Source organism: Curtobacterium sp. Curtsp22, assembly GCF_059492135.1.
In genome coordinates, this window is the sequence record NZ_CP168519.1 from 3,510,929 (window position 1) to 3,536,624 (window position 25,696).

27 protein-coding genes and 4 tRNA genes are annotated in these 25,696 nt (G+C 72.1%); 24 read left to right on the plus strand and 7 right to left on the minus strand.

All coding sequences use genetic code 11. The features are described 5' to 3' along the window. Nucleotides 1–53: 53 nt before the first annotated feature. Nucleotides 54–1,031, minus strand: coding sequence for an o-succinylbenzoate synthase (locus tag ACEN8D_RS17070; protein ID WP_495601080.1), 978 nt, complete (start codon nt 1,029–1,031; stop codon nt 54–56). Nucleotides 1,032–1,337: 306 nt separating this feature from the next. Between ACEN8D_RS17070 and ACEN8D_RS17075 the strand changes: the two genes are divergently transcribed. The 4 genes from ACEN8D_RS17075 to ACEN8D_RS17090 all read left to right on the plus strand — a co-directional run bounded on the left by ACEN8D_RS17075 (nt 1,338) and on the right by ACEN8D_RS17090 (nt 4,885). After that, a complete protein-coding gene (locus ACEN8D_RS17075) occupies nt 1,338–1,715 on the plus strand; it encodes a hypothetical protein (RefSeq protein WP_139219799.1) in 378 nt (125 codons plus the stop codon). Between the two features lie 22 nt (nt 1,716–1,737). Next, the gene (locus ACEN8D_RS17080) at nt 1,738–2,667 is read left to right on the plus strand and encodes a 1,4-dihydroxy-2-naphthoyl-CoA synthase (protein ID WP_070418360.1); all 930 of its coding nucleotides are present in this window, start codon (nt 1,738–1,740) and stop codon (nt 2,665–2,667) included. After that, the gene (locus tag ACEN8D_RS17085) at nt 2,667–3,803 is read left to right on the plus strand and encodes an AMP-binding protein (protein WP_495601081.1); all 1,137 of its coding nucleotides are present in this window, start codon (nt 2,667–2,669) and stop codon (nt 3,801–3,803) included. The genes ACEN8D_RS17080 and ACEN8D_RS17085 overlap by 1 nt, the downstream gene beginning before the upstream one ends. Nucleotides 3,804–3,889: 86 nt before the next feature. Further along, nucleotides 3,890–4,885, plus strand: coding sequence for a 1,4-dihydroxy-2-naphthoate polyprenyltransferase (locus ACEN8D_RS17090; RefSeq protein WP_254790973.1), 996 nt, complete (start codon nt 3,890–3,892; stop codon nt 4,883–4,885). A gap of 9 nt (nt 4,886–4,894) precedes the next feature. Here ACEN8D_RS17090 and ACEN8D_RS17095 read toward each other — a convergent pair whose 3' ends face one another. Beyond that, nucleotides 4,895–5,221 carry a DUF4229 domain-containing protein gene (locus ACEN8D_RS17095; protein ID WP_071296706.1) on the minus strand — a complete coding sequence of 109 codons (327 nt, stop codon included), beginning with the start codon at nt 5,219–5,221 and terminating at the stop codon, nt 4,895–4,897. Between the two features lie 65 nt (nt 5,222–5,286). Between ACEN8D_RS17095 and ACEN8D_RS17100 the strand changes: the two genes are divergently transcribed. Next, nucleotides 5,287–5,685, plus strand: a complete 399-nt coding sequence (locus ACEN8D_RS17100; RefSeq protein WP_071296707.1) for a PLDc N-terminal domain-containing protein — start codon at nt 5,287–5,289, stop codon at nt 5,683–5,685. Continuing rightward, nucleotides 5,678–7,426, plus strand: a complete 1,749-nt coding sequence (gene menD / locus ACEN8D_RS17105) for a 2-succinyl-5-enolpyruvyl-6-hydroxy-3-cyclohexene-1-carboxylic-acid synthase (RefSeq protein WP_309780457.1) — start codon at nt 5,678–5,680, stop codon at nt 7,424–7,426. Before ACEN8D_RS17100 ends, menD begins: the two co-directional genes overlap by 8 nt. Before the next feature lie 56 nt (nt 7,427–7,482). Here menD and ACEN8D_RS17110 read toward each other — a convergent pair whose 3' ends face one another. Next, nucleotides 7,483–8,742, minus strand: a complete 1,260-nt coding sequence (locus ACEN8D_RS17110) for an isochorismate synthase (RefSeq protein WP_309780035.1) — start codon at nt 8,740–8,742, stop codon at nt 7,483–7,485. A gap of 59 nt (nt 8,743–8,801) precedes the next feature. Between ACEN8D_RS17110 and ACEN8D_RS17115 the strand changes: the two genes are divergently transcribed. The 4 genes from ACEN8D_RS17115 (at nt 8,802) to ACEN8D_RS17130 (ending at nt 13,309) form a co-directional block, all read left to right on the plus strand. After that, nucleotides 8,802–9,593, plus strand: coding sequence for a demethylmenaquinone methyltransferase (locus tag ACEN8D_RS17115; protein WP_070419487.1), 792 nt, complete (start codon nt 8,802–8,804; stop codon nt 9,591–9,593). Nucleotides 9,594–9,626: 33 nt separating this feature from the next. After that, a complete protein-coding gene (locus ACEN8D_RS17120) occupies nt 9,627–10,706 on the plus strand; it encodes a polyprenyl synthetase family protein (RefSeq protein ID WP_070418365.1) in 1,080 nt (359 codons plus the stop codon). A gap of 82 nt (nt 10,707–10,788) precedes the next feature. Further along, a complete protein-coding gene (locus ACEN8D_RS17125) occupies nt 10,789–12,171 on the plus strand; it encodes an FAD-dependent oxidoreductase (protein WP_309780034.1) in 1,383 nt (460 codons plus the stop codon). Between the two features lie 19 nt (nt 12,172–12,190). Further along, nucleotides 12,191–13,309 (plus strand): heparan-alpha-glucosaminide N-acetyltransferase domain-containing protein, encoded by a 1,119-nt coding sequence (locus tag ACEN8D_RS17130; RefSeq protein WP_413399990.1) that lies wholly within the window; start codon nt 12,191–12,193, stop codon nt 13,307–13,309. A gap of 175 nt (nt 13,310–13,484) precedes the next feature. On the opposite strand, the gene cls is transcribed toward ACEN8D_RS17130, so the two are convergent. Both cls and ACEN8D_RS17140 read right to left on the minus strand, forming a co-directional pair. Further along, complete coding sequence (cls, locus tag ACEN8D_RS17135; RefSeq protein WP_070418368.1) at nt 13,485–14,945, minus strand: cardiolipin synthase; 1,461 nt, start codon at nt 14,943–14,945, stop codon at nt 13,485–13,487. Nucleotides 14,946–14,961: 16 nt separating this feature from the next. After that, complete coding sequence (locus tag ACEN8D_RS17140; protein WP_069712130.1) at nt 14,962–15,450, minus strand: YajQ family cyclic di-GMP-binding protein; 489 nt, start codon at nt 15,448–15,450, stop codon at nt 14,962–14,964. Between the two features lie 139 nt (nt 15,451–15,589). On the opposite strand from ACEN8D_RS17140, the gene ACEN8D_RS17145 reads away from it, so the two are divergent. From ACEN8D_RS17145 to ACEN8D_RS17170, 6 genes are all read left to right on the plus strand, one after another. Then, nucleotides 15,590–15,674: transfer RNA gene (locus tag ACEN8D_RS17145), tRNA-Tyr, on the plus strand. A gap of 57 nt (nt 15,675–15,731) precedes the next feature. Next, entirely contained in the window at nt 15,732–16,553 is an 822-nt protein-coding gene (locus ACEN8D_RS17150; protein WP_413399820.1) for an inositol monophosphatase family protein, read from the plus strand. Nucleotides 16,554–16,666: 113 nt separating this feature from the next. Continuing rightward, on the plus strand, nt 16,667–17,254 hold the full coding sequence (locus tag ACEN8D_RS17155; protein WP_495601082.1) for a hypothetical protein: 588 nt from the start codon (nt 16,667–16,669) through the stop codon (nt 17,252–17,254). After that, nucleotides 17,251–17,919, plus strand: coding sequence for a M23 family metallopeptidase (locus tag ACEN8D_RS17160; RefSeq protein ID WP_495601083.1), 669 nt, complete (start codon nt 17,251–17,253; stop codon nt 17,917–17,919). Before ACEN8D_RS17155 ends, ACEN8D_RS17160 begins: the two co-directional genes overlap by 4 nt. A gap of 91 nt (nt 17,920–18,010) precedes the next feature. Further along, nucleotides 18,011–18,082: transfer RNA gene (locus ACEN8D_RS17165), tRNA-Thr, on the plus strand. A 32-nt stretch (nt 18,083–18,114) separates the two neighbouring features. Further along, nucleotides 18,115–18,188: transfer RNA gene (locus tag ACEN8D_RS17170), tRNA-Met, on the plus strand. Between the two features lie 721 nt (nt 18,189–18,909). Here the strand turns inward: ACEN8D_RS17170 and ACEN8D_RS17175 are convergent. Continuing rightward, nucleotides 18,910–19,281: a hypothetical protein gene (locus ACEN8D_RS17175; protein ID WP_413398445.1), complete on the minus strand. Its 372-nt coding sequence runs from the start codon at nt 19,279–19,281 to the stop codon at nt 18,910–18,912. A gap of 117 nt (nt 19,282–19,398) precedes the next feature. On the opposite strand from ACEN8D_RS17175, the gene ACEN8D_RS17180 reads away from it, so the two are divergent. From ACEN8D_RS17180 to ACEN8D_RS17190, 3 genes are read left to right on the plus strand one after another with little or no spacing between them, the layout of a single operon-like run. Next, nucleotides 19,399–19,848: a MaoC family dehydratase N-terminal domain-containing protein gene (locus ACEN8D_RS17180; protein ID WP_083295268.1), complete on the plus strand. Its 450-nt coding sequence runs from the start codon at nt 19,399–19,401 to the stop codon at nt 19,846–19,848. Continuing rightward, the gene (locus ACEN8D_RS17185; protein ID WP_071296734.1) at nt 19,845–20,270 is read left to right on the plus strand and encodes a MaoC/PaaZ C-terminal domain-containing protein; all 426 of its coding nucleotides are present in this window, start codon (nt 19,845–19,847) and stop codon (nt 20,268–20,270) included. Before ACEN8D_RS17180 ends, ACEN8D_RS17185 begins: the two co-directional genes overlap by 4 nt. A gap of 2 nt (nt 20,271–20,272) precedes the next feature. Beyond that, nucleotides 20,273–21,301 carry a UDP-N-acetylmuramate dehydrogenase gene (locus ACEN8D_RS17190; RefSeq protein ID WP_413461473.1) on the plus strand — a complete coding sequence of 343 codons (1,029 nt, stop codon included), beginning with the start codon at nt 20,273–20,275 and terminating at the stop codon, nt 21,299–21,301. A gap of 76 nt (nt 21,302–21,377) precedes the next feature. On the opposite strand, the gene ACEN8D_RS17195 is transcribed toward ACEN8D_RS17190, so the two are convergent. Beyond that, a complete protein-coding gene (locus ACEN8D_RS17195; protein WP_413398451.1) occupies nt 21,378–22,559 on the minus strand; it encodes a pyridoxal phosphate-dependent aminotransferase in 1,182 nt (393 codons plus the stop codon). A gap of 181 nt (nt 22,560–22,740) precedes the next feature. Here ACEN8D_RS17195 and ACEN8D_RS17200 point away from each other — a divergent pair. The 5 genes from ACEN8D_RS17200 to rplA all read left to right on the plus strand — a co-directional run bounded on the left by ACEN8D_RS17200 (nt 22,741) and on the right by rplA (nt 25,633). Further along, nucleotides 22,741–22,813 (plus strand) — tRNA-Trp (locus ACEN8D_RS17200). Between the two features lie 35 nt (nt 22,814–22,848). Continuing rightward, entirely contained in the window at nt 22,849–23,112 is a 264-nt protein-coding gene (secE, locus tag ACEN8D_RS17205; protein ID WP_370871658.1) for a preprotein translocase subunit SecE, read from the plus strand. Between the two features lie 119 nt (nt 23,113–23,231). Next, nucleotides 23,232–24,281, plus strand: a complete 1,050-nt coding sequence (gene nusG, locus ACEN8D_RS17210; protein WP_413398447.1) for a transcription termination/antitermination protein NusG — start codon at nt 23,232–23,234, stop codon at nt 24,279–24,281. 142 nt (nt 24,282–24,423) lie between these two features. Beyond that, entirely contained in the window at nt 24,424–24,855 is a 432-nt protein-coding gene (gene rplK / locus ACEN8D_RS17215) for a 50S ribosomal protein L11 (RefSeq protein ID WP_022906459.1), read from the plus strand. An 88-nt stretch (nt 24,856–24,943) separates the two neighbouring features. Further along, the gene (rplA, locus tag ACEN8D_RS17220) at nt 24,944–25,633 is read left to right on the plus strand and encodes a 50S ribosomal protein L1 (protein ID WP_070418374.1); all 690 of its coding nucleotides are present in this window, start codon (nt 24,944–24,946) and stop codon (nt 25,631–25,633) included. Nucleotides 25,634–25,696: the final 63 nt, after the last annotated feature.

A 25,696-nucleotide genomic window follows, 5' to 3' on the forward strand; every position in this document is an offset into this window, starting at 1 on the left:
GAACGCGAGCGGCAGGTCGTGCGACCGGGCCGGCCGTGCGCCCGGGCGGGCGGTCAGCCGGCGAGGAGCGCGTGCACCCGCTCGAGCCGCGCGAGCCACCACGCGGCACGCTCCGGCGACGCCGCGTTCCGCTCGAGCAGGTCCCGGTCGACCTCGACCCGCCGCACCGGCACCCGCCCGTCCACCGGCAGCAGCGGCGCCGCCGACACGTCCGACGTGAACATCGCCGCGGTGCCGAGCCCCGCGGCGTACCCGGGCGAAATCGCCTCGGCCGCGAGGAACGCCCCCATCCCCAGCCCGACCGACGTGTCGAGCGCGCTCGACACCACGCAGGGGAGCCCGGCGTCGGCGACGACCGCACGCGCGGCGGTGATGCCGCCGAGGGGCTGCGCCTTCACGACGAGGACGTCGGCGGCACCGGCCCGGGCGACGGCGAGCGGGTCCGAGGCCTTGCGGACGCTCTCGTCCGCGGCGATCGGCACGCCGAGTCCGGCGGTCCGCAGCCGGAGCTCGGCGAGTTCCGGCACCGTGCGGCACGGCTGCTCGGCGTACTGCAGGTCGAACGGGGCGAGGCGCTCGAGGGCCTCTGCGGCGGAGTCGACGCTCCAGAGCCCGTTCGCGTCCACGCGGACCGCGGCGGAGGGGCCCATAACCCGTCGGACCTCGGCGACGCGGGCCACGTCGTCGTCGATCGTGGTGCCGGGTTCGGCGACCTTCACCTTGGCGGTCGTGCAGCCCGGGTACCGCGCGAGGAGGTCCGCGACGCCGTCCGGAGCGATCGCCGGCACGGTGGCGTTCACGGGGACGCTGTCCGCGGCGGGCTCGTGCGTCGTCCAGCCGAAGTCGACCGCGGCCCGGAGCCACGCGGCGGCCTCGGCGTCGTCGTACTCGACGAACGGGGAGAACTCGGTCCACCCGGCCGGACCGCGCAGGACGAGGGCCTCGCGCACCGTGATGCCGCGGAACCGCACCCGCATGGGCAGCGCCACCACGTGTGCGTCGGAGAGGAGATCGTCGAGGTCGGGGAGCACCTGGCCATCATCCCAGGAGCACCCAGGGCACCCCACGGTTCCTCGGAGCGGACCGCCAGGGCAGCGCACTAGTCTGCATCGGTCGGCCACGGTCGGCACCCCAGCACGAACGTCGGCCACGGTCGGCACACCAGCACCAGCACCGAGGACGAGGGAGGACCTGTGGCGCCGGAACCGCAGCAGCGCGCGTCGCAGCGATCCGCAGCACCGTCCTCGGCGCGTGCGCAGGCCCCGGGCGCGCGTGCGCAGTCTCCGAGTGCGCGTGCGCAGGCCCCCGGTCGCGACACGGGCGAGTTCGCCCGGCTCATGCAGCGGAACACCGTCGACGTCCGGCAGGAAGCCCAGAAGGGGCGCAAGAAGCGCAACCCGGTGGTCGGCAAGATCGCCCTGGGGCTCGCGGTCGTCTCCGCCGCGGTCGACGCCAGCGCCTTCGCCGTCTTCATGGGCGGCGACACCGACTTCGCCTTCGGCATCTGCTTCGTGGTGGTCTTCCTCACGCTCATCGCCGCGGTGCTCGGGTTCGTGGCAGCGGTGGGGTCGTTCGGCCGCTGGTACGGCGCCGTCGGGGTCGTCGTGGCGTTCTTCGCGAACCCGGTGATCCTCATCGTGCTGCTCGTGATCGTCGCCCCCGAGCTGCTGACCGACATGGGCGGTTCGGCCGCGACGGACGGCGCGGGGCTGTAGCACGCAGCGGTAGCGTTGGAGCATGGCTGCTCCCGTCTCCGACCTGTTCGACCCCGACGTCTGGACCGCGGCTCCGATCGCGGAGCAGTTCACCGACATCACGTACCACAAGCACGTCTCCCACGGGATCGTCCGGGTCGCGTTCGACCGGCCCGAGGTGCGGAACGCCTTCCGTCCGCGCACCGTCGACGAGCTGTACCGCGCGCTCGACGACGCCCGGCAGGACCCGCGTGTCGGCGTCGTGCTCCTCACCGGCAACGGACCGAGCCCGAAGGACGGCGGCTGGGCGTTCTGCTCCGGCGGCGACCAGCGCATCCGCGGCCGGAGCGGCTACCAGTACGTCGGTGACGAGGGCGCCCCGCCCGAGGGTGTCGACCCGGCAGCGGCGCAGGCGTCGATGGGGCGGCTGCACATCCTCGAGGTCCAGCGGCTCATCCGGATGATGCCGAAGGTCGTCATCGCCGTCGTCCCGGGGTGGGCGGCGGGTGGGGGCCACTCGCTGCACGCGATCTGCGACCTCACCATCGCGAGCGCCGAGCACGGCAGGTTCAAGCAGACCGACGCCGACGTGGGGTCGTTCGACGGCGGGTACGGCAGCGCCTACTACGCCAAGCAGATCGGCCAGAAGTTCGCGCGTGAGGTCTTCTTCCTCGCGCAGGAGTACTCGGCGCAGCGCGCGTACGAGATGGGCGCCGTGAACGCCGTCGTCCCGCACGAGGACCTCGAGCGCGAGGCGATCCGCTGGGGCGAGATCGTGCTCGGCAAGTCCCCGACGGCGATCCGGATGCTCAAGTACGCCTTCAACGCGGTCGACGACGGCATGGTCGGCCAGCAGGTGTTCGCCGGTGAGGCCACCAGGCTCGCCTACGGCACCGACGAGGCGGTCGAGGGTCGTGACTCCTTCCTCGAGAAGCGCGCGCCCGAGTGGACGTCCTTCCCCTGGCACTACTGATGGCCCGTCCGCTGGTCGCGACCGGCACGTCGGACCCGTCGGTCGTGCTGCGGGGCCTGGAGGCGGCACTCGCCGGCGGCCCCGCCCTGCTCCCGGTCGCGGACGGCGCCCCGGCGCTGCCGACACCTGCTCCGGCCACCGTCCCGCAGCGGGTCGCCCTGGTCGTCGAGACGAGCGGGTCCACCGGCACCGGCAAGCGCGTGGCGCTCTCGTCGGAGGCGCTCCTCGCCGGTGCCGCTGCGGCGGACGCGGCACTCGGGGGCCCCGGCGGCTGGGTGCTCGCGTTGCCGATGCACTACATCGCGGGGCTCAACGTCCTGACCCGGTCGATCACCGCGGGGACGGAGCCCGTCGTCGTCGCTCCCGGGCACTTCGACGCGGGGGCGTTCGCCGACGCGGCCGACCGGCTCGTCACCGGTCCCGGGGCCCCGCGGCGCTACACCTCGCTCGTCCCGGTGCAGCTCGCCCGCGTGCTCGACGACGAGCGGGCCACCCGTGCCCTCGCCGGGTTCGACGCCGTGCTCGTCGGCGGGCAGGCGACCCCGGCACCGCTCCGTGACCGGGCCCGCGCCGCCGGCGTCCGGATCGTGACGACCTACGGCGCGAGCGAGACGAGCGGCGGGTGCGTCTACGACGGCGTCCCGTTCGGCACCGTCCGCACCGAGCTCGTGGACGGCGAGCTGTTCCTGTCCGGGCCCATGCTCGCCGAGGGCTACCTGGACGACCCCGACCGCACGGCGGCGACCTTCACCGAGCGCGACGGACACCGCTGGTACCGCACGGGCGACGCCGCCGAGGTCGTCGACGGTGTCGTGCGGGTGCTCGGCCGGCTCGACGACGTCGTGATCTCGGGCGGCGAGAAGGTCCCGCTCGGCGCCGTCGAACGGATCGTCCGCGGGCTCGACGGGCAGGAGGGTGCGGTCGTCACGCGCCGGGCGTCGGGGGAGTGGGGCGAGGTCCCGGTCGTCGTGACCGACCGTCCGCTCGACCTCGACGTGGTCCGCGCCGCGGTCGGCGACGCCCTCGGGCGGGCCGCACGGCCGGCCGACGTGGTCGTCGTCGAGCGGCTCCCGATGCTCGTGACCGGCAAGCCGGACCGCCGGGCGATCCGCGCGATCGCCGACCCGACCGCCTGACGGACGCGGGTCGACCGCCGATCGCGATCCGTTCCTCCTGGGCCGACGTCCCGGACGCACGGCGGACGCGGATACGATGGACGGTCGTGGCACGCACGAAGAACACGAACCGGTCCAGGAACCGCTCCGGCAACCCGGCCAAGGCCGCGGCACCGCAGCGCACGAAGCGCCGTGCGACCGCGGGCGACTGGATCGGCGGGGCGCGCCTGCGCACCCTGACGCTCGGCGTCGTCCCCGTCGTGATGGGCACGACGGTCGGGTTCGTGGACAGCGGTGAGGCCGGTGACTTCGGCGACTGGCTCGCGAAGGGTCACCACCTGCCCATCGCGATCCTGGCGCTGCTCGTCGCGCTGTTCCTGCAGATCGGTGTGAACTACAGCAACGACTACTCCGACGGGGTGCGCGGCACGGACGAGTTCCGCGTCGGGCCGGCCCGTCTCACCGGAGCCGGGCTCGCGAAGCCCCGCACCGTGCTGACCGTCGCGCTGACGTTCTTCGGGCTCGCAGCCGTCGCCGGCATCGTCATCGTGGTGCTCACCCAGCTGTGGTGGCTCCTGCTCGTGGGTGCTGCCGCCATCGTCGCGGCGTGGTTCTACACCGGCGGCAAGAAGCCGTACGGGTACAACGCCCTCGGCGAGGTCTTCGTGTTCGTGTTCTTCGGACTCGTCGCCGTCCTCGGCACGCAGTTCGTCCTCATCGACCGGGTCACCCCGAGCGGGTGGGCCGCTGCGATCGCCGCCGGGTTCTTCGCCTGTGCGGTGCTCATGGTGAACAACATCCGCGACATCGACGAGGACCGACTCGCGGGCAAGCGCACCCTCGCGGTCGTGGTCGGACGGCCGGTCGCCCGGGTGCTCTACGGCCTGTTCCTGATGCTGCCGTACGTGGTGCTGCTCTGGTTCGTGCTGCTCTACTTCCGCACCGGGTTCACGTACTTCTCGCTGCTGCTGGCGCTGCCGGCACTCGCGATCGGCGTCTCGTCACGGAAGCCGCGGGAACTCATCACGGCGCTCCAGCTGTCGTCGTTCGCGTCGCTCGTGTTCGGCGTCGTGCTCGGCATCACGCTCGCCGTCCAGCCGTAGCCCGGCGGGTCAGTCGTCGCGGTGCTCGCGGCGCGCTGCGTGGCGGTCGGCGTCGGAGACCGGCTGCTCGACCGGGGAGTCGCTGTCAGCCGCGTCGACGAAGTCGTCCTCGAAGTCGGTGTCGACGTCGTGCTCGGGCGCCGGTCGACGGTTCGCCAGGCTCTCGGTGACGCGACCGCGCAGCTTCGGCAGGGCGATGTACGAGATGAGCAGCGCCACGAGCGCGGCGACGATCGTCGCCCAGTAGCCGGGCATCGGCGTCAGGAGCAGGAGCAGTGCCAGCGCCGCGGCGAAGATGCCGAGGCGGGCCAGGGTGTACACGAGCCACGCTTTCACCTGCGCAAGTCTACGGATGCGCAACCGGCAGGGACCCCACAGGCTGCCGACCTAGACTCCCGGCCATGATCCGACTGTGGCTGATCGTCGTCGTGGCCGCCGTGGCGTTCACGGTCTACGCGGCCATCGACTGCGCCACGATGCCCCGCGAGCGTGTCCGTTCCCTCAGCCGTGGCGTGTGGGTCCTCCTCGTGATCGTGCTCCCCGTGCTCGGCGGCGTCCTCTGGTTCGTCCTCGGCCGGGCACCGGCGACCCGTCCCGGCGGTGGCTCCGGGTACCGTGGTCCCGAAGACGACCCGGACTTCCTCGGCGGCCCCAGCGGCCCCGAGCAGCACCGCACGGACAAGGACCAGGACGACGAGACCCTCCGAGACCTCGAACAGCAGTTCCGCGAACGAGAACGACGCGCCGACCGAGACCGCCGCGACCAGCACCGCGACGACGACGGCCGCACCGATCGCTGACGGCTCGGCCGGTTCCGGTAGCCCGGCGACCGACTTCGCCGTCGCGCTCCTGACCGAGCTCGCCCGGGCCGGTGTGACCGACGTCGTGGTGAGCCCCGGCTCCCGGTCGCAGGCGCTCGCCCTCGCTGCCGTCGCCGTCGAGCGCGCGGGCGGCATCAGCGTGCACGTCCGGCTCGACGAGCGCACCGCCGGCTTCTTCGCGCTCGGGCTCGCCGTCGAGTCCGGTCGGCCCGCCGCGGTCGTGACCACCTCGGGCACCGCGGTCGCCAACCTGCACCCCGCCGTGCTCGAAGCGCACCACTCCGGTGTGCCGATGATCGTCGTCAGCGCGGACCGCCCCGACGAGCTCCGCGGCATCGGCAGCAACCAGACCACGGTGCAGCCCGGGCTCTTCGGGCCGGCCGTCGCCGTCGTCCGCGACGTCGAGGCGCCCACCGCGCACGGTGTCGACGCCGACACCGCCGACACCGTCCGGGAACTCGTGCGCGAAGTCGTCGCCGCGGCCGCCGGCCACACGGGGCAGCCCGGGCCGGTGCAGCTCAACGTCGCGTTCCGCGAACCCCTGTCCGCCGGGCTCGGCGCGGGTGCGGTCCAGCCGGTGCCCGACGACGAGGTCGACCTCGCGTTCGCCACCCGGCGGGTGTACTCCGGTCTGCCGGTCGTCGACCTCGCGCCGGACGACGAGCCCGCGACGGTCGTCATCGCGGGACACGACGCGGGGGCGGACGCCGAGCGGATCGCCTGGGAGCTCGGTGCGCCGTTGCTCGCCGAGGTGTCGAGTGGTGCGCGGTTCGGGCGGAACCTGGTCGTCACCTACCGGGAGCTCCTGCGCGACCCGGACTTCGGCGGCGCGGTCCGCCGCACCGTCGTGCTCGGCCACCCGACCCTCAGCCGCGAGGTCCCCGCCCTGCTCCAGCGCGCCGACGTCGAGACGATCGTGGTCCGCGGACCGGGAGCCGATCCCTACGACCCGGCCCGCGCCTCCCGGCCCGACGCCGCGACCACCTTCGTGTCGGACGTCCGCGTGACGGGCCGCACCCGGCCGGAGCACCGCGCCTGGGTCGGCCGGTGGGTCGCCACGAGCCGCGCGCTGCTCGGCGGTGGCGACGCCGGCCCCGACCTCGATGCGAAGCGCTCCAGCGACCGCGCCGAGCGCAACAAGTTCCTCCGCGACGAGGTGGCGCTCCGCCGCCGCGCCGTCGACCGCACGATGCTCGCGGACGCCGTCTGGGGTGCGACCTGGCCGCACGACCGCCTCGTGCTCGGCGCCTCGCAGATCATCCGGGTGGCCGACGGGCACGTCGCGGGCAAGGCGATCCGCGTGCACGCGAACCGCGGGCTCGCGGGCATCGACGGGACGATCTCGACCGCGCTCGGGATCGCCGCCGCGCTCGAGCGTTCCACGGCCTCGGTCGGCACGACACGCGTCCTGCTCGGCGACCTCACGTTCCTGCACGACCTCGGGGCGCTCGTGGCCGGCACCGAGGAGCACCCGCACCGCGTGCAGGTCATCGTCGGGAACGACGGCGGGGGAGCGATCTTCCGGGGGCTCGAGGTCGCGGCGACGACACCGGAGGCCGACATGCGCCGCATGATGACGACGCCGCAGCACGTCGACGTCGAGCCGGTGGTGACCGGGCTCGGCTGGGAGTACCGGCGCGCGGCGACCTGGGGCGACCTCGAGCGGGTCCTGACGGACCCGGCCGAGCGCGTCGTCATCGAGGTGCCGCTGGCCGACTGAGCGGCACCGGGCCGCTGCCGGCGCGCCGGGCCGGCACCGCGCCTCCTGGCCGTCGACTAGGCGAGCGCGTCGGTGACCGGACGGAACTTCAGGGCGGTCTCGGCGACCTCGCGCGCCGGGTCGGACCCGGCCACGATGCCCGCGCCGGCCCACGCCCGCACGGTGCCGTCGTCGGTGATCCGCGCGCTCCGCAACGCGAGCATCCACTCACCGTCCCCGTTCGCCCCGAGCCACCCGACCGGCCCGGCGTAGCGCCCGCGGTCGACGCCCTCGAGCTCGGAGACGAGCCGGACGGCGACGTCGGTCGGGGTCCCCGCGACCGCGGCGGTCGGGTGCAGGGCGTCGGCGACGTCGAGCGAGGTCGTGCCGACGGGCAGCGTCGCCTGGACGTCGGTCGCGAGGTGCCACAGGTTCGGCAGCTGCAACCGGAACGGCTCCGGGTCGGCGCGGAGGTCGGACGCGATCGGGGCGAGCGCGGCCAGCAGGCTCTGGATGGCGAAGCCGTGCTCCTCGACGTCCTTCGCGCTCGCGGCGAGGGCCTCGGCGGCGGCGCGGTCGGACACCGGGTCGGTCCCGCGCGCCGCACTGCCCGCGAGCACGCGCGCCGAGAGCCGGGTGCCGTCGGTCCGGGCGAGGGTCTCCGGCGTCGCCCCGACGATCCCGTCGACGGCGAACGTGACGCACTGCGGGTACGCCTCGGCGAGGTCGAGCAGGATCGCTCGCTGGTCGGCGCCGTCGGGGAGGGTCCCGACGAGGTCCCGCGCGAGCACCACCTTCTCGGCGTCGCCGGCGGTGATCCGCCGGACGGCGTCGGCGACCGTGGCGGCGTAGGCGTCCTCGTCGATGGCACCGGGACGGAGCGCGACGGACACGTGCGGACCGACGCGCGGCACCGGGACCGACGTGCGCGTGAAGGTGAGGGGTTCGGGGTCGAGCGTGGTGTCGACGGCGGTGAGCCAGGCCTTCCCGCGGCGGCGGCCGATCACGACGCGCGGGACGATCAGCACGCTCGTCTCGGTCGAGTCGTCGGCGAACGCGAACGAGCCGAACGCGACGAGCCCGGTGCCGCGCAGCTGCACGGGGTCGTCGACCACGGCGTCGCGGACCAGGGACCGCCAGGCCGCCGAGGCCTCGCGCATCCGGTCCGGGCCGGTGAACGTCCACCGCACGGCCTCGCCGATGCCGACGATCCCGTCGCCGTTGCGGACGAACGCGAGCGGGCTGTCCCGGAGGGTGTGGCGGAGGACGGCGCCCGGGTCGTCGAGGATCCGGGTCGAGACCGTCAGCGGTGGGGCCGCCGTGGTGGTTCGGGTCACCCCACAGATCGTACGCGCCGCGCGGGGAACGTCCGGGCACGACCTCTAGGATGTTGTGGGTGAGCAGAGCGGACCTGAACAAGCGGCCGGACGAGGTGGCGGCCATGTTCGACGACGTCGCCGCGAAGTACGACCTCACGAACGACATCCTCTCGGCGGGCAACGCTCCGCTGTGGCGTGTCGCGACGGTCCGCGCGGTCGACCCCCAGCCCGGCGAGAAGGTGTTGGACATCGCCGCGGGGACGGGCACGAGCGCGGCGGCCTTCGCGAAGAAGGGTGCCGAGGTCACGGCGCTCGACCTCTCCGCGGGCATGATCGCCGTCGGCCGGGAACGCCACCCCGAGATCACCTTCGTCGAGGGCGACGCCGAGCAGCTGCCCTTCGACGACGACACCTTCGACGCCGTCTCGATCTCGTTCGGGCTGCGCAACGTGAACGACCCGATGCAGGCGCTCGGCGAGATGCTCCGGGTCCTCAAGCCCGGCGGTCGTGTCGTCATCTGCGAGTTCTCCACGCCGCCGCTCGCCCTGCTCCGCTTCGGCTACGGCACGTACCTCAAGCGCGTGCTCCCGGGCGTGGCACGGCTGTCCAGCAGCAACCCGGCGGCCTACCGCTACCTCGCCGAGTCGATCGAGGCGTGGCCCGACCAGCAGGTCCTCAGCCAGTGGCTGCGCGGCGTCGGGTTCTCGGTCGTCGCCTACCGGAACCTCACGGCGGGTATCGTCGCACTGCACCGCGGTCGCAAGCCCGTCGCGGGCGAGGTCCGCGAGTCCGTCGCCCGGCGTGCCAAGGCCCGTCGCGAGCACCAGCACACCGGTGAGCAGCCGAGCGTCGACCCCACCGACGCCTGACCGGTCCCTCCACCCCCGAACACGGAGCAGCACTTGAATCCGAGCGTCCCGGTCGCACGTCGCGCACCGAGTCTCCGCGCATCGCTGGGCATCGGCGAGCGACTGTTCGCCACGCCCGCGGAACGCCGGTTCATCGCCGCGGTCGACGACGGCCTCGAGCTCGTCGAGCAGGGGCTCGAGGAAGCCATGCGCTCCACCGACACCCTCGCCGACACCACGAGCCGGTACCTGCTGTCGGCCGGGGGCAAGCGGATCCGGCCGACGCTCACGCTCCTCATCGCGCAGCTCGGTGACGGAGTGACCGACGCGGTCGTGAAGGCCGCCGTGAGCATCGAGACGACCCACCTGGCGTCGCTCTACCACGACGACGTCATGGACGAAGCGCCCGTCCGACGCGGTGTCCCCGCGGCCCACGTGACCTACGGCAACAACGTGGCGATCCTCACCGGCGACCTGCTGTTCGCGCGCGCCAGCCTCATCACGGCCGACCTCGGCACCGAGGGCATCCGGATGCAGGCGGAGACCTTCCAGCGGCTCTGCATGGGGCAGCTCCACGAGACGACGGGCCCCCAGCCCGAGGACGACCCGGTCGAGCACTACATCCAGGTGCTCAGCGACAAGACCGGCTCGCTCATCGCGACGGCTGCCCGTGCCGGCGTGATGTTCTCGGGCGCCGACCGCACGTACCTCGACGCCGTCGGCACGTTCGGCGAGAAGGTCGGCGTGGCCTTCCAGCTCGTCGACGACGTGATCGACCTCGCCCCCGCGAAGGCCAAGACCGGCAAGATCGCCGGCAACGACCTGCGCGCCGGCGTCGACACCCTGCCGCTGCTGCAGCTCAAGCGCCTCGCCGCGACCGGTGCCCCCGACGCGGTGGACCTGCTCGGGCGCATCGAGCGCGACGTGAACGCCGCACCGGACGACGTCGTCGACTCGGCGCCGTACCAGTCCGCCGTGGCCGCCCTGCGCGAGCACGAGGCGACCGCCGCGACCCGTGCCGTCGCGGTCCGCTGGGCGACGGACGCCGTCGACGCCCTCGCACCCCTGCCGGACGGCACCGTCAAGCGGGCACTCGTCCGCTTCGCCGAGTCCGTCGTCGAACGCAGCCGCTAGCGCCGGACCGCCGCGGAGACCGACGGTCCCGCCCCTCGAACCCCCTCGGGAGCACCCCACCCGAACGAACTGGAGACGATCAGTGCCCACCCTCCGAGTCGCCATCGTCGGCGCAGGCCCCGCCGGCATCTACGCCGCCGACATCCTGCTGCGCGAGGCCCACGGCCACGACGTGTCGATCGACCTGTTCGAGCAGCTGCCCGCCCCCTACGGCCTGGTCCGCTACGGCGTCGCCCCGGACCACCCGCGCATCAAGGGCATCGTCAACGCGCTGCGCGACGTGCTCGACCGCGGTGTCGTGCGGCTGTTCGGCAACGTCCGCTTCGGCGAGGACATCACCCTCGACGACCTCCGGCAGCACTACCACGCGGTCGTGTTCTCGACGGGTGCGATCAAGGACGCCGACCTCGACGTCCCCGGTGTCGAGCTCGACGGGTCGTACGGCGCCGCCGAGTTCGTCAGCTGGTTCGACGGCCACCCCGACGTCCCGCGCACCTGGCCGCTCGAGGCCGAGAGCGTCGCGGTGATCGGCAACGGCAACGTCGCCCTCGACGTCTCGCGCATCCTCGCGAAGCACGCCGACGACCTGCTGCCGACCGAGATCCCCGCGAACGTGTACGAGGGGCTCAAGGCGTCCCCGGTCACCGACGTGCACGTGTTCGGCCGCCGCGGCCCGGCGCAGGTGAAGTTCACCCCGCTCGAGCTCCGCGAGCTCGGCGAGCTCCGCGACGTCGACATGATCGTCTACGACGAGGACTTCGACCACGACGAGGCCTCGATGACCGCCATCGCCACGAACAAGCAGGTCATGGTGATGAACCGCGTCCTCGAGCAGTGGCGCACCCGTGAGACCGGCCAGGCGAGCCGCCGACTGCACCTGCACTTCTACGCGAAGCCCCTCGAGTTCGTCGGCGAGGACGGCAAGCTCACCGCCATCCGGTACGAGCGCACGCGGCCGAACGGCCAGGGCGGCGTCGAGGGCACCGGGGAGATCCGCGAGATCCCGATCCAGGCCGCCTACCGCGCGGTCGGGTACTTCGGCTCGCCGTTGCCCGGCGTCCCGTTCGACGAGCGCCACGGCGTCATCCCGAACCACGAGGGCCAGGTCCTCGACGACGACAACCAGCAGATCCCGGGCGTCTACGCGACGGGCTGGATCAAGCGCGGCCCCGTCGGGCTCATCGGCCACACCAAGTCCGACGCGATGGAGACCGTCCAGCACATCGTGAACGACCAGGCGAGCTGGTGGACCCCGGCCGACCCGTCCGAGGGGGCGATCCCGGCCCTGCTCGCCGAGCGCGGAGTCGAGTACACCGACCTCGACGGTTGGCACAACCTCGACACCCACGAGCTCGCCCTCGGCGAGGCCGAGGGCCGCGAGCGCATCAAGGTCGTCCCGCGCGAGGACATGGTCGACGTGTCCCTCGGCCGGGTCGACGCCCGCACGGGCTCGGCGACGAGCTGACCGGCAGCCCGCGAACGCCATGACGACCGCACGCCCCGCACCGCCCACCGCGCTGCGGGGCGTGTCCGTCTCCGGGGTCCGGCTCGAGGGCGTCGATGTCGCCCGTGCGCTGGCGCTGCTCGGCATGATGGCGACCCACGTCGGGGGCATCGCCGACCAGGTCGACTGGTCCGATCCCGGCACCTGGGCCGCCGTCGCCCACGGCCGGTCGTCGTCGCTCTTCGCGGTGCTCGCCGGCGTCTCGATCGGTCTGACGAGCGGTCGGACGTCGCCGCCCGGCCCGCCGCGGATCGGTCGGGTCCGTGGCCGGCTCGCGATCCGCGCGCTCGTCGTGGTCGCGGTCGGCTTGCTGCTCATGGCGCTGCAGACCCCGGTCTACGTCATCCTCCCGACGTACGGCGTGCTGTTCCTGCTGGCGATCCCGGTGCTCCGGGTCCGTGCGCGCTGGCTGCTGGTCCTCGCTGCGGCGTGCGCCGTGCTGTCGCCCGTCGTCGCCCTCGGCATCGTCCCGCTCTACGCGGACGCCGGCATATGGGAGGTCCAGCTCGGCCTCGTCTACCCCGTGGTCACCTTCCTGGCGTACGTGCTGGTCGGTCTCGCGATCGCCCGTGCCGGACTGGAGGGACGGCGCACCCAGGTGGTCCTCCTCGCGTCCGGCGCGGTGGTCGCCGCCCTCGCCTACCTCGTCGGCAACGCGGTCGCGCCGGTACCCGCCGACGCCGGGTTCGCGTTCCCCGGCGTGCCGTACGCGGGCGAGGGGAGCACCGCCGCCGAGGCCACGGCGCAGCTGTTCCTGTCGCCGCGGGACCACTCCTCGTCGATCGTCGACGTCGTGGGGACCGCGGGGGTGGCCGTCGCCGTCATCGCGCTCTGCACGCTGGTGTTCGACGGGCGGGGCGAGGTCGTCCGACGCATCGGGTACCCGTTGGCCGCCGTGGGGTCGATGCCGCTCACGGTCTACGCGGGGCACCTCGTCGTGCTCGCGGCGCTGCCGACGTACCCGGACTCGGCGGCGGCGTGGGGCTGGTTCGCGCTGGGGTCGATCGTGTTCGCGATGCTCTGGAGGTGGTTCCTCGGGCGGGGACCGCTCGAGCGCGTGACGGCCCGGCTCACCCGCCTGGTGCCGGACCCGCGCTGACCGCAGCCGTCGCGCGCACGCACCCGTACACCCGTGCCCGCGCACCCGTGCCCGTGCCCGTGCCCGTGCCCGTGCACCCGCGCGCGCGGCACCGCCGTCGCGCACCCGCGCCCGCGCGACCACCCGCCGTCAGCACCTGCCCGCCGGTCGCGACCCGCGCCTCCTGGGCCGGCCGCTACTGCAGCGCCGCCGTGAGCCGCGCGACGTTGTCGAGCACCTGCGACCGACGCGGCCGCTCCACCCACGCGTCGAGCGTCAACTCGAAGCTGTGCTCCTTGTAGGCGTCCTGGACCTCGCGCAGCGCATCGACGAAGCGGCTGCCGCGGACCATCACGGAGACCTCGAGGTTGAGGCTGAACGACCGCATGTCCATGTTGCTCGACCCGATCACCGCCACGTCGTCGTCGATCGTGAAGTGCTTCGCGTGCAGGATCGTCGGCGCCCGGTACAGCCAGATCTTCACGCCGGCCCGGAGCAGCCCCTCGTAGTAGGAGCGCTGCGCGTGCCACGTCATCGCGTGGTCGCCCATCTCGCCGACGAACAGCTCGACCTCGACCCCGCGCTGCGCCGTGGTCGTGATGGCGTAGAGCATGGAGTCGTCGGGGACGAAGTACGGCGAGGTGATCGACACCTTCTGCTGGGCCGAGTAGAGCAGGGCGTTGAAGAGGCGCAGGTTGTTCTCGCCGTCGAACCCGGGGCCGGACGGGACGACCTGGCAGTCCAGTGCGTCACCACGGTCGGCCCGCTGGACGGGGTCGCTCTCGCGGAGGAGCAGCTCGTCGGTCTCGCTGTACCAGTCGGTCACGAACAGGGCGTTGAGGCCGGCGACGACGGGACCCTCGAACCGCGCGAAGAGGTCCTTGTACTGCATGCCCTTGTCGATGTGGGACTTCAGGTCGTAGGACTTGTCGATGAGGTTCTGCGACCCGGTGAACGCGATCGACCCGTCGATGACCACGATCTTCCGGTGGTTGCGGAGGTCCGGGCGCTGGAACTTCCCCTGCAGCGGCAGCAGCGGGAGCATGAGGTGCCACTCGATGCCCGCGCGGTCCATGAACGCGAGGGTGTCCTTGTACCCCGGGTAGCCGCGGCTCGCCCAGTGGTCGAGCAGGACCCGGACGGTGACCCCGCGGGCCTGGGCGCGGGCGAGCGCCTCGAAGAACGGCCGCGTGGTGTCGTCGAGGGTCGCGATGTAGAACTCGACGTGCACGAACCGCCGCGAGCCGTCGATCGCGCGGGTCATCTCGGCGATCGACTCGTCGTAGTCGGGGTAGAGCTCCGCGGAGTTGCCGCCCACCAGGGGCATGGCGCCGAGTTCGCGGTTCAGGCGGGTGATGCTGTCCAGCCACGCCGGCCACGGGTGGTCGCGACGGACGCGCTCGATCCCCTCGGTCTGCTCGAGGATGTACGCGTTGATCTCGGTCTGCTTCTCACGCCGGGCGTGCGGGAGCTTCGTCGACCCGATGACGAGGAAGACGATGAACCCGATGTAGGGGATGAGGAAGATCGCCAGCAGCCAGGCCGTCGCGGTCTGCGGCTTCCGGTTGATCGGGACGTAGATGATCGAGAAGACGCGGATCGCCAGGTCCAGCAGGACCAGGAAGACCGTGATCGCGACGGTGAGCCAGTGCTCCACAGCGGCGGGCGGCGCGTCAGCGGAAGTTGATGAACTGCAGCGGCACGTCGAACTCTTCACCCTTGAGGAGCTGGATCGTGTTCTGCAGGTCGTCGCGGCTCTTCGAGGAGACGCGCAGTTCGTCGCCCTGGATCTGGTTCTTCACGGTCTTCGGGGCGTTGGCCCGGAGGAACGCGCCGATCTTCTTCGCCACGTCCTGCTCGATGCCGTTCTTGAACTTCACCTCGATGCGGTACTCCTTGCCCGACGGGTACGGGTCGCCCGCGTCGAGGCTCTTGAGGCTGATGTTCCGCTTGATCGCCTTGCTCTGCAGGACGTCGAGGACGGCCTTCGCGCGCTCTTCCGAGTTCGCCTTGATGAGGACGTCCTCACCGCTGAACGCGATCGATGCGTCGGCGCCCTTGAAGTCGTACCGCTGCTCGATCTCCTTGGCGGCCTGGTTGAGGGCGTTCTCCGCCTCCATCTTGTCGACCTTGCTGACCACGTCGAAGGAACTGTCTGCCATGCGGGACAGCCTAACGGCGGACGGGAGGCGCGGTTCGGCACCCGTGGATCGGCCCACGGTGGTCACGAGCACCGTCTCGGATCGGCTATGCTTTCATGCGCGCCTTCGGTTGGTGACTACACGAGCCGGGTGCGCACATGGCAAGTTACCCAAGCGGCCAAAGGGATCTGACTGTAAATCAGCCGGCGTAGCCTTCGGGGGTTCGAATCCCTCACTTGCCACCAACGGAACGGCCCCGTCCTCATCGGACGGGGCCGTTCCGTTTCCGCGAGGATGGACGCATGCCCTCCGACCTCACCGCCGTCCAGTTCGCCGACCTCGCCGAGTCCATCGCCCGAGAGGCAGCAGCGCTCGCCGCACGCCGACGGGTCGAGGGGGTCGAGGTCGCCGACCGGAAGTCGAGCATCGTCGACGTGGTCACGGCTGCCGACCGCGAGGTCGAGGCACTCGTCCGGGCCCGGATCGCCGAGGCCCGGCCGGACGACGCGTTCTTCGGTGAGGAGTCCGGCACCGGCGCGGGGACCTCGGGCATCACGTGGGTGGTCGACCCGATCGACGGCACGGTCAACTACCTCTACGGCAGCGCCGAGTACGGCGTGAGCATCGGCGTGGTGCGCGGGCCGGCCGACCCGACCTCGTGGGAGCCGATCGCCGGCGTGGTCGTCCAGCCCGCGACCGGCGTCGTGTTCCGCGCTGCCGCCGGCGAGGGTGCCACGCGCGACGGGGTGCCGCTGCACGTCGGGACGCCGGCCTCGCTCGCCGAGACGCTCGTCGCCACCGGCTTCGGGTACACCGCCGAGCGCCGCCGGCAGCAGGTCGCGGTGCTCGCCGGACTCATCGGTGAGGTCCGCGACATCCGCCGTGGGGGAGCGGCCTCGCTGGACTGCTGCGCGGTGGGGGTCGGCACCGTGGACGCCTACTACGAGCGCGGGATCAACCCGTGGGACATGGCCGCCGGGTCGATCGTCGCCCGTGAGGCCGGCGCCGAGACCCGGATCTGGGAGGCCGGCGGCACGCGGTCGTTCCTCTTCGCCGCACCCGCGGTGGCGGACGAGCTCGAGGGCCTGCTACGGCGCCTCGAGGAGGCCGTGCTCGCCGGGTGAGGACATCCCGAGGACTGGCGTCTCCCGGACGCTCCTGCTAGCGTGCTCGGGTCCCGTTATCTGCTCGTTACCAACGAGCGCGTCTCGCCCCGATCAGGATCCACGCCGAACACATGCCCCACGCTCCCCTCACGCCCGTGCACACCGACGGCTCCGCGGACGCTCCCGCACCGGTCGTCCACCTGACCCGACGGGCCCGCATCGAGGCGGAACGCGCGGCGGCGACGGCGTCCTCCGGGGGAGCACCGGAGCGCGTCGAGCACGCGACGGCCGTGGCGGAGACGAGCCGCGCCTCCCGGGCCGCCCTCGGTGACGCGACCTTCGACGACCTGGTGAGCCCGGGGACACCCGCGACCCCGGCCGCGCCGGTGTCGCCCATCGACCTCGCGCCGGCCTCGCCCGCGATGCCCGCGGCGACCGCATCGCCCGTGACGCCGCCGGCGCCCTCGTCGCCGGTCGTGGCTGCTGCCCCGGCGGTCACGGCCCCCACGTCGGCCGCGCCGTCCGTGCGCCGTGTCCTCGGGCAGGTGCCGGCGTCCCGTCGGACCGGGCGTGCCGTCACCGCCCCGTGCAGGCCGACCGGGCCACGCGCCACATCGCTCGCACGGCTCCCGCTGCAGGGACTCCGGTCGCCGCGGTCGCGCCGCGTGCCGCGCGGGGGTCGCAGGGTGCGTCGTTCCGTCGGGCGGCCTCGCGGGTGACGGCCGTCGGCGCGCTGCTGTTCGTCGCGGGGCTCGTCGTGTCGACCTCGCTGCCCGCACAGGCGCTGTACACCCCCGAGCCCGGCTCGACGTCGGCGCGGGCGACGGCCTCGGGTGACACGCAGTCCCTCAGCGTCGGTGCCGGCGCGACCGACGCCGAGACGAACCGCGACCAGTACTCGGTGTCCTCGGCGACGCAGTACAAGAACGTCGACTCCTCGAGCTTCACGAACGACCCGAACGGCACGATCCAGTGGCCGTTCCTGACCGGTGTGCCGATCACCTCCGGGTTCGGCGGACGCCAGGTCGAGGGATGCTCCTTCTGCTCGACGAACCACATGGGCGTCGACTTCGCTCCGGGTGAGGGCACGCCGATCCGGGTCATCGCCGCCGGCACCGTCCTCAAGGTGCAGGCGAACGACGGCGGCTTCGGCAACGACGTCTGGGTCGAGCACGACGTCGACGGCAAGCAGTTCGTCAGCGTCTACGGCCACATGGAGGACAACTCCTTCAAGGTCGTCAAGGGCCAGCAGGTCGAGGTCGGCGACGAGCTCGGTCTGGTCGGCAGCACCGGCAACTCGACCGGTCCGCACCTGCACCTCGAGGTGCACGTCGACGGTGTCCCGGTGGACCCGCTGGCGTGGCTCGAGGCCAACGCGAACTAGCGGTTCCACGCGGCACGCCCGGGCGTCACGGCCGGTTCCTGACCACCGTCGCGGGTCTGCTATCCTCGTGTGGTGCCGCCGAGCGGCACATGCCCCGATAGCTCAGTGGTAGAGCACTTCCATGGTAAGGAAGGGGTCGTCAGTTCAATCCTGACTCGGGGCTCCGACCCGGTGCGGTAGTCGTGCCGGATCCTTGGCGGGGTAGCTCAGTTGGTTAGAGCACACGACTCATAATCGTGGGGTCGCGGGTTCAAGTCCCGCCCTCGCTACCGCAAGCCCGGCGATCCGTTCGCCGGGCTTTCGTCGTTCTCGGGCGGTGTCGTGCGCGCGTCTTGCGTGTGCGTCGGCGCGTCGGCGTCGGTGCCTCGGTGTGGGCTGCGGCGTCGAACCACGTTCCCGACGTCGAACCGGCCCCACGACCTGGTTCCGTGTCGTTCCCGTGGTTCGTCCCCGCGCCCGCGCACGCGCCGCCCCGCCCGCGGCCGCCCCGCCCGCGGCGTCGGGTGCCTGCGCACAACGCAAGTCGCCCCGAACCTGGGGAGTGCGCGGTTCGCCGTGCCTTGCGTTGTGCGGCGCGCGTGCCGGCGCGGGCGACCGCTCGCCGTCGCGGTCCGCGGGCTGCGTCGAACCACGTTCCCGACGTCGAACCGGCCCCAGGACCTGGTTCCGTGTCGTTTCCGTGGTTGGTTCCCGGCCGCCGCGCGCCGCGCGCCGGGCGCCGGCAGCGCCGGGCGCCGGCAGCGCCGGGCGCCGGCAGCGCCGGGTGCGTGCGCACAACGCAAGTCCCGCCGAACCGTGCGAAGACGCGGTTCGCAGCGACTTGCGTTGTGCGGCCAGCGCCCGCGCCCGGCGACGCGCTCGCGCCCGGCCGCAGGCGCCCGCCGGCCCGGCGGCCCGGCCCGCCCGGCCCGCGGCGCGTCCCGCGCCCCCGCGCCGCCCCGCGCCCCCCGCGCCCCCCCCGCGCCCCCCGCGCCGCCCCCGCGCGGCGCGCTACCGCGCGCTGAGCACGCCCGCCTGACGGAGCGCCCGCTCGATCACCGCGGCCGTGCTGCGCCCGGCATCGTGCCGCCGCTTCGCACCGATCTCCCCGCCCGACACCGCGGTGCCGTGCCCGGAGTGCCGCAGCGTGATCGTGGTCGACGTCCCCGTGACGGTCGTCGAGAGCTCGTACCGCCGGAACTCCCGCGACGGGTGCACGAGCGCCCCGAGCAGGATCGTGAGCACTCGGTTGCCGGTCGTCGCGGTGAGCGTCCCGCCCGTCGACTCGACGTGGTGCCCCGCCCGCTGCAGTGCGGCGCCGGCGGCCTCCATCGCGGTGCAGCGGTCGCCCGTGTGCACGGCGAACTCTGTCGTGTGGTCCATCGTTCCTCCCCATCCCCGGAGATCGGTGTCGGTTCCCCCGAACCGCGTCGGGTCAGCATAGCCGATGCATACTCATGAACACAGGCCCCCCGAGCGGGCGTCGCTAGACTGCCGGACGTGTCTGTGAACCCCGAGCTCGTCGGCAGGACGTTCCCGCCGGCCCAGCCCTACCTGGTCGGTCGCGAGAAGGTGCGCGAGTTCTCCCGCGCCGTGTTCGCGACGAACCCGATCCACCACGAGCCCGAGGCCGCCCGCGCCGCCGGCTACGACGACGTCGTCGCCCCGCCGACCTTCGCGGTCGTCGTGCAGGAAGCAACGCTGGCCCAGCTCCTCGCCGAGCCCGACGCCGGCATCGACTTCTCCCGTGTGGTCCACGGCGAGCAGGCCTTCGCCTACGAGCGACCGATCGTCGCCGGGGACGAACTCACCGCGACCCTGACCGTGACGAGCGTGAAGACCCTCGGCGGCAACGCCATGGTCACCGCCGAGAGCACGATGAACGACGCCGCGGGGGAGCACGTCGTCACGGCGACCTCCACCCTCGTGGTCCGAGGAGACGACGCATGACCACCGCACCCGTGACCGCGCTCGAGGTCGGCACCGTCGTCGCCGAGCGCGAGGTCCACATCACCCGCGACTCGCTCGTCCGCTACGCCGGCGCGTCCGGCGACTTCAACCCGATCCACTACCGCGACGACGTCGCCGCCTCCGTCGGCCTGCCCGGTGTCCTGGCGCACGGCATGCTCACGATGGGACTGGCTGTGCAGCCAGTCTCCGAGTGGCTCGGCGACCGCGGCTGGGTGGTCCGCTACGGCGTCCGGTTCACCCGCCCCGTGGTCGTCGACCCGGAGCAGGGCGCCACCGTCGGCGTCGTCGCCAAGGTCGGCACCGTCGACGACGACGGCCGTCCGCAGCGCATCGACCTCACCGTGACCGCCGCTGGGCAGACCGTGCTCGGCAAGGCGCAGGTCACGGTGGCGTTCCGCTGACCGTGACGGAGCCGGTGCTCGCCGACCTCACGACGCTGCGCGTCGGTGGTCCCGCGGCGCGGCTGCTCACGGCGTCGACCACCGACGAGCTCGTCGCGCACGTCACCGCGGCGTGGGACGACGACGAGTGGCTGGTCCTCGGTGGCGGCAGCAACCTGCTCGTCGCCGACGACGGCTTCGACGGCACCGTCGTGCTCGTGCGCACGACGGGCATCGAGCACGACGCGGACGGCGTCACCGTCACCGTCCGCGTCGCGGCCGGCGAGCCGTGGGACGCGTTCGTCGCCACGACGGTCGAGAACGGGTGGACGGGCCTGGAGGCGCTGAGCGGCATCCCGGGTACCGTCGGCGCCGCCCCCGTGCAGAACATCGGCGCCTACGGGGTCGAGCTGTCCGACGTGCTCACCCGGATCGAGTTCCTCGACGCGTCGACGGGGAAGCGCGCGTGGGTCCCAGCGGCCGAGCTGGCGCTCGGCTACCGAACCTCGACCCTCAAGCACGGACGGCGCGGTGCCGTGCTGACGGTCGAGTTCCGGCTCGGCACCGTCCGGGGCGCCGGGGTCCCGGTCCGCTACGCCCAGCTCGCCGGGTCGCTCGGCGTCGAGCTCGGGGCGTTCGTCGAGCCGGCGACGGTGCGGTCCGAGGTCCTGCGGCTCCGGGGGTCCAAGGGCATGGTCCTCGACGCGGACGACCACGACACGTGGAGCGCGGGGTCGTTCTTCACGAACCCGATCGTGTCCGCCGCCTTCGCCGAGACCCTGCCGGCCGAGGCGCCGCGCTGGCCGGCGGGCGACGACGTCAAGCTCAGCGCCGCGTGGCTCATCGAGCACGCCGGCGTCCACCGCGGGTACGCCGTCCCCGGGTCCCGCGCCGCGATCTCGTCGAAGCACACGCTCGCGCTGACGAACCGCGGGGGAGCGACCGCCGCCCAGGTGGCCGAACTCGCCCGCTACGTCCAGGTGACCGTCCTGAACCGCTTCGGTGTCTCGCTCGTGCCGGAACCCGTCGTGGTGGGCGACCTGCTCGCCTGAGCCGAGCCGCGCCTCCTGGCCCGCGACGCGGAACGGCCCACCTCGACGAGGTGGGCCGTTCTGCATCAACGGGTGACTACGCGAAGAACTTCGCGAGCCGCGCGACGCCCTCGGCGATGTCGTCGTCACCGAGCGCGTACGACAGGCGGAGGTAGCCGGAGGGGCCGAACGCCTCACCAGGGACGACCGCGACCTCGGCGTGCTCGAGGATGAGGTCGGCGAGCTCGAGCGTCGTGGTCGGAGTCGAGCCGGCCCACTCGCGGCCGAGGAGCGCCGTGACGTCGGGGTAGACGTAGAAGGCGCCGTGCGGGGTCGGCGTGACGAAGCCCGGGATCGCGTTCAGACCCGCGACGATCGCCTGACGACGGCGGTCGAAGGCCTCGCGCATGGTCGTGACGGGTTCCTGCGGGCCGGTCAGCGCGGCGATCGCGGCGCGCTGCGACACGTTCGACACGTTGCTCGACAGGTGCGACTGCAGGTTCGACGCCGCCTTGACCGCGTCGGACGGTCCGATGAACCACCCGACACGCCACCCGGTCATCGCGTACGTCTTCGCGACGCCGTTGACGAGGATCGTCGTGTCGGCGAGGGCCGGGACCGCCTCGAGGATGCCGGTGAACCGCACGCCGTCGTACACGAGGTCCTGGTAGATCTCGTCGCTGATGACCCAGATGCCGTGCTCGAGCGCCCACTCGCCGATGGCCTTCGTCTGCTCGGCGGTGTACACCGAGCCGGTCGGGTTCGACGGCGAGCAGAACAGCAGCGCCTTGGTCTTCGGGGTGCGGGCGGCCTCGAGCTGGTCGACCGTGACGAGGTAGTCCTGGTCGCTGCCGGCGAAGACGTCGACGGGGACGCCCCCGGCGAGCCGGATGGCCTCGGGGTAGGTGGTCCAGTACGGCGCCGGCAGGAGGACCTCGTCGCCGTCGTCCACGATCGTCTGGAACGCCTGGTAGACGGCCTGCTTGCCGCCGTTCGTGACGATCACCCGGGCGGGGTCGACGGTGATGCCGGACTCGCGGGCGGTCTTCTCGGCGATCGCCTGCTTGAGCTCGGGCAGGCCGGTCGCGGGCGTGTACCGGTGGTTCTTCGGGTCCTGCGCTGCCTGCACGGCGGCGTCGACGACGTGCTGCGGCGTGGCGAAGTCCGGCTCGCCCGCGGCGAACGAGATGACCGGGCGACCGGCGGCCTTGAGCGCCTTGGCCTTCGCATCGACCTTGAGCGTCGCGGACTCGGCGATCGCGGCGATGCGGGACGCGATGCGCGGCCGATCGGTGGTCGCGGCAGCGGGGTGGGCGGTGGACTCGGGGCCTGGGGCTTCGGTGCTCACGGGGCCCAGCCTACCGGCGCGGCACGCCGGAGCATCCGTCAAGTGGACACCGTGTGACGGACTCCCGTACACTCGACCACCGGAACACGGATCGGTGACGAACCGTGTCCGAAGGGCGGTGGCTCAATTGGTAGAGCAGCGGTCTCCAAAACCGCAGGTTGCAGGTTCGAGTCCTGTCCGCCCTGCACATCTGGAAGGGTAGAAGTTGGCGAGCAAAGACATGGAGACGACGGCGGATGACGTCGTCGCCAAGGCGAAGCAGGACCGGGCCGAGCGCCGTGGTCCGTTCGCTGCCATCGTGCTCTTCATCCGTCAGGTCCTCGGCGAGCTCCGCAAGGTGGTCACGCCGACCCGCAAGGAGCTCTTCAGCTACACGGGCGTCGTCCTGGTCTTCGTCGTCGTGATGATGATCCTGGTGTCGGTCCTCGACTTCGTGTTCGGACTCGGCGTCGGGTACGTGTTCGGCAACGGGCCGACGGCCTGAGCCGGACACCGGCTGTCCTGACCGCTCGCGGACAGGAGTACGGTCGCCCGAGACGGCGCCGGTCGTGAACCGATCCGCCCGCCAACCCGATCCGCATCACCGAACGGAAAGATTCGACAGTGTCTGACAACTCCCGCGACGACATCGACCTCGCCACGGCTGCCGAGCAGTCCTCCGAAGTCGAGGAGAACCAGGAAGGCGACGTCGAGACCGGCGAGGAGCGTTCGGCCGAGTCCGCCGAAGAGCGAGCCATCGAGATCGAGGACGAGAACGACGAGTCCCTCGGCCTGAGCGACGAGCCCGACGATGGCACCGTCGACGCCGGCATCGACGAGGCGCTCACCGCGCTGGCCGAGTCGCGCGACCCCGAGGCCGACGCCGTCGTGGACGACGCGCTCGAGATCGACACCGCCCACGAGGCCGAGGCCGCCGTCGAGGCAGTCGAGGACGAAGAAGAGGTCGAGCTGGAAGAGGAGACCGCGGCCGAGGCCAACGCGACGCTCGCCGCCGACGAGGCCCTCGACGCTGAAGAAGCCGAAGAAGAGGCCGAGGTCGACCCGTACGAGGCCTTCAAGGCCGAGCTGCGGATGAAGCCGGGCAAGTGGTACGTCATCCACTCCTACGCGGGCTTCGAGCGCCGCGTGAAGTCGAACATCGAGAACCGCATGGTCTCGATGTCGATGGAGGACTACATCTACCAGGTCGAGGTCCCGATGGAGGACGTCGTCGAGATCAAGAACGGGCAGCGCAAGCTGGTCACCCGCGTCCGGATCCCCTCGTACGTGCTCGTCCGCATGGACCTCAACGAGGACTCGTGGTCCGTCGTCCGGCACACCCCGGGTGTCACCGGCTTCGTCGGCAACGCCCACAACCCGACGCCGCTCCGCTTCGACGAGGCGTTCGGCATGCTGAAGTCCCTGGTCCAGGTGGCCGAGGCCGCTCCGACCAAGGGTGGCGCGAAGGGCTCCGGCGGCGCACAGTCCCAGCCGGCGGCCGAGGTCGACTTCGAGATCGGCGAGACGATCACCATCAAGGAAGGCTCGTTCGCGGGTCTGCCGGGGTCGATCTCCGAGATCAAGCCGGAGAGCGGCAAGCTCACGGTCCTCGTCTCGCTGTTCGAGCGCGAGACCCCGGTCGAGCTCAGCTTCGACCAGGTCACCAAGCTGTAGTCCACCCCGATCATCGGGTAGACTCAACGAGTTTGGCCCCGCACGCTTCGTGCGTGCGGGGCTTCACCGCGGTCCGGAACGGCCGGGCCAGCGGGAGAGTGCACGGATCCCCGTGCGTTCGATTCCAGGAGGAAGACAAGTCATGGCACCGAAGAAGAAGGTCACGGGCCTGATCAAGCTGCAGATCAACGCGGGCGCCGCCAACCCGGCCCCGCCGATCGGTCCGGCGCTCGGTCAGCACGGCGTCAACATCATGGAGTTCTGCAAGGCGTACAACGCGGCGACCGAGTCGCAGCGTGGCAACGTCGTGCCGGTCGAGATCACCGTCTACGAGGACCGTTCGTTCACGTTCGTCCTCAAGACCCCGCCGGCGGCAGAGCTGATCAAGAAGGCCGCGGGTGTGCAGAAGGGTTCCGCCACCCCGCACACGGTCAAGGTCGCGAAGATCTCGATGGACCAGGTCCGTCAGATCGCCGAGACCAAGCAGGCCGACCTGAACGCCAACGACATCGAGCAGGCCGCGAAGATCATCGCCGGTACCGCTCGCTCGATGGGCATCACGGTCGAGGCGTAAGCCCCACCTGCTCAGGCACACAACCGAACACCCTTCCGTGGGAGAGCCGCGCCGGCTCGTCAACCACGTAGCTCCCAAGGAGAACACCATGGCGAAGAAGTCCAAGGCCTACCAGGCCGCGGCCGCGAAGATCGAGGCCGACAAGTTCTACACCCCCACCGAGGCAGTCGCCCTCGCGAAGGAGACCGGTTCCACCAAGACCGACTCCACCGTCGAGGTCGCCCTGAAGCTCGGTGTCGACCCGCGCAAGGCGGACCAGATGGTCCGTGGCACGGTCATCCTGCCGCACGGCACGGGCAAGACCGCCCGCGTCATCGTCTTCGCGGTCGGCGCAGCGGCTGAGGCCGCCATCGCCGCCGGCGCCGACGAGGTCGGTGGCGACGAGCTCATCGCGAAGGTCGCCGAGGGCTACACCGCCTTCGACTCCGCCGTCGCGACGCCGGAGCTCATGGGCAAGGTCGGTCGTCTCGGTAAGGTGCTCGGCCCGCGTGGCCTCATGCCGAACCCGAAGACCGGCACCGTGACCCCGAACGTGGCGCAGGCCGTCAACGACATCAAGGGCGGCAAGATCGAGTTCCGCGTCGACAAGCACGCCAACGTGCACTTCGTCGTCGGCAAGGCCTCGTTCACGCCGGAGCAGCTCGACGAGAACATCTCGACCGCGCTCGAGGAGATCAACCGCCTCAAGCCGAGCGCCTCGAAGGGCCGCTACATCATGAAGGGCGCCGTCTCGACGACCTTCGGCCCGGGCATCCCGCTCGACGTCAACAGCATCTGAGTCATCTGACCCAGTGAAGGACCCGCACCGCTCCCGGTGCGGGTCCTTTCGCGTACCCGGCGC

Bases quoted from the DNA above. Each gene is read 5' to 3' on its own strand.
- ACEN8D_RS17075 (WP_139219799.1), top strand. From the start codon at position 1,338: ATGCAGCGGAACACCGTCGACGTCCGGCAGGAAGCCCAGAAGGGGCGC.
- ACEN8D_RS17080 (WP_070418360.1), top strand. From the start codon at position 1,738: ATGGCTGCTCCCGTCTCCGACCTGTTCGACCCCGACGTCTGGACCGCG.
- ACEN8D_RS17085 (WP_495601081.1), top strand. From the start codon at position 2,667: ATGGCCCGTCCGCTGGTCGCGACCGGCACGTCGGACCCGTCGGTCGTG.
- ACEN8D_RS17100 (WP_071296707.1), top strand. From the start codon at position 5,287: ATGATCCGACTGTGGCTGATCGTCGTCGTGGCCGCCGTGGCGTTCACG.
- ACEN8D_RS17130 (WP_413399990.1), top strand. From the start codon at position 12,191: ATGACGACCGCACGCCCCGCACCGCCCACCGCGCTGCGGGGCGTGTCC.
- ACEN8D_RS17140 (WP_069712130.1), bottom strand. From the start codon at position 15,450: ATGGCAGACAGTTCCTTCGACGTGGTCAGCAAGGTCGACAAGATGGAG.
- ACEN8D_RS17150 (WP_413399820.1), top strand. From the start codon at position 15,732: ATGCCCTCCGACCTCACCGCCGTCCAGTTCGCCGACCTCGCCGAGTCC.
- ACEN8D_RS17155 (WP_495601082.1), top strand. From the start codon at position 16,667: ATGCCCCACGCTCCCCTCACGCCCGTGCACACCGACGGCTCCGCGGAC.
- ACEN8D_RS17175 (WP_413398445.1), bottom strand. From the start codon at position 19,281: ATGGACCACACGACAGAGTTCGCCGTGCACACGGGCGACCGCTGCACC.
- ACEN8D_RS17185 (WP_071296734.1), top strand. From the start codon at position 19,845: ATGACCACCGCACCCGTGACCGCGCTCGAGGTCGGCACCGTCGTCGCC.
- secE (WP_370871658.1), top strand. From the start codon at position 22,849: ATGGAGACGACGGCGGATGACGTCGTCGCCAAGGCGAAGCAGGACCGG.
- rplK (WP_022906459.1), top strand. From the start codon at position 24,424: ATGGCACCGAAGAAGAAGGTCACGGGCCTGATCAAGCTGCAGATCAAC.
- rplA (WP_070418374.1), top strand. From the start codon at position 24,944: ATGGCGAAGAAGTCCAAGGCCTACCAGGCCGCGGCCGCGAAGATCGAG.